This window comes from Caballeronia arationis, from assembly GCF_001544975.2.
Lineage (GTDB): Bacteria > Pseudomonadota > Gammaproteobacteria > Burkholderiales > Burkholderiaceae > Caballeronia > Caballeronia arationis.
Window position 1 is genome coordinate 1 of record NZ_FCOG02000454.1, and the last position, 1,254, is coordinate 1,254.

The window sequence follows — 1,254 nt, forward strand, 5'->3', positions numbered from 1 at the left end:
GCTTGGTTTTACTGCATTCGTCGACAGGCGAGCGCACAAGGGGTATCTCTGCTGCACTGAGTATCCCGTTAAAAAAACCCCGACCGATTGGTCGGGGTTTTTTTTTGTCTGTCGTGGCGACTTCTCACCACGGATTAGTGTGGATGCGCAAAGCGACCTTGAACACATAGAGCATGACCTTCATAGCCGGAACCATCACGCCGCTAGCCCAAAAGGAACCGACGAGCGAAAGTCCGAAAATCCAGTTGCATAACGGCGTATCCGGCAGACGAGCCGCGACGCAGGCAACGCACAAAAGAGTGACCGCAATCACCGCGCGACGTGCGACTGGGGGCAACGTCTTAAACTTAGCGTACATCGTCGACGCCCTTCTCGCTTGGCCGGAACACGGCACGACGAAACAGATAAGCCGACTCGCATGCGGCGAACGCGGCCGCCACGAGAATCCACGTCCGAACGCCGCGGGTCCAGTCGAGTTGCGTCAAAGTATCGAGTATTGTCATTTGGTTTTCACTTGGGCTTTGCGGCCGCTTAGCTCGGCCTTATGAGTAATGATGCCACGACAGGTTCGAAGTCAAGGTGCGGGGTGGTGACACGGGCGGACGGCGAGACGCCACCGCTCCGTGACACGCGCAGAGAACTGCGCTCTCTAAGCAAAAGCTGAGAGGCTATCTGCTAAGTAGTTCAGATGCCTATCATCGCCAATGGGCGACGACTGCTCCGGGTATTCAGCCAGCGCTTGCGGCTTTTCGTCTTCAGCAGATGCCGACTTCATCTGCGTTTCGATTGCCGCTGCTCGTCTGTCGGTAACCTCGCTCTGTTGGGCCGCCGTGTGCGCTTGGTCGGCCGTCGGAACGAGACCCACGCTTCCTCGGCCGCGCAGTGCGTCGTCGGCAAGACGTTTGAGCAGCGCGGCCCGTTGCCTTGGATTCGAGACCGCCATTAATGCAGCAAACAAAGTGGGCGTGACAGCTTCGCTGACGGTCAGCTTAATCTCGATAGCCCCTCTCATGCGGTCATGGCCTCCTTCCGCTTCTTATCGCGCTCGCGCATCAGCGTTGCCTCGCCGGCCGCAAAGAACCCCCGGACGTTCGAGAAGCACGCGTTCTTCATGACTTCGATGCGGTTGCGGGGAAAGAACGCGCGGATCGCGGGCTCGTAAAGCGCCGCACCGCCGCCAGTGAGGAAAATGCAGCGGATGTCATTTGTGCTCCCGACCGAATTACCGATCGCATTGACCGCTGCTTCCGGTAC

General features: G+C 58.5%; 3 protein-coding genes and 1 pseudogene. 1 reads left to right on the plus strand and 3 read right to left on the minus strand.

Features of this window, described 5'->3' with window-relative positions; translation table 11 throughout:
- The coding region (locus AWB81_RS48165; protein ID WP_235026262.1) for a hypothetical protein at positions 1 to 253 on the plus strand (253 nt) is incomplete at its 5' end.
- A gap of 94 nt (positions 254 to 347) precedes the next feature.
- Here AWB81_RS48165 and AWB81_RS46290 read toward each other — a convergent pair.
- The 3 genes and pseudogenes from AWB81_RS46290 to AWB81_RS46295 form a co-directional block, all read right to left on the minus strand.
- The gene (locus AWB81_RS46290) at positions 348 to 503 is read right to left on the minus strand and encodes a hypothetical protein (protein WP_159939037.1); all 156 of its coding nucleotides are present in this window, start codon (positions 501 to 503) and stop codon (positions 348 to 350) included.
- 146 nt (positions 504 to 649) lie between these two features.
- The gene (locus AWB81_RS43105) at positions 650 to 1,012 is read right to left on the minus strand and encodes a hypothetical protein (protein WP_062644702.1); all 363 of its coding nucleotides are present in this window, start codon (positions 1,010 to 1,012) and stop codon (positions 650 to 652) included.
- Positions 1,009 to 1,254, minus strand: a pseudogene (locus AWB81_RS46295) (hypothetical protein); the annotation flags it as partial. The gene AWB81_RS43105 and the pseudogene AWB81_RS46295, both read right to left, overlap by 4 nt.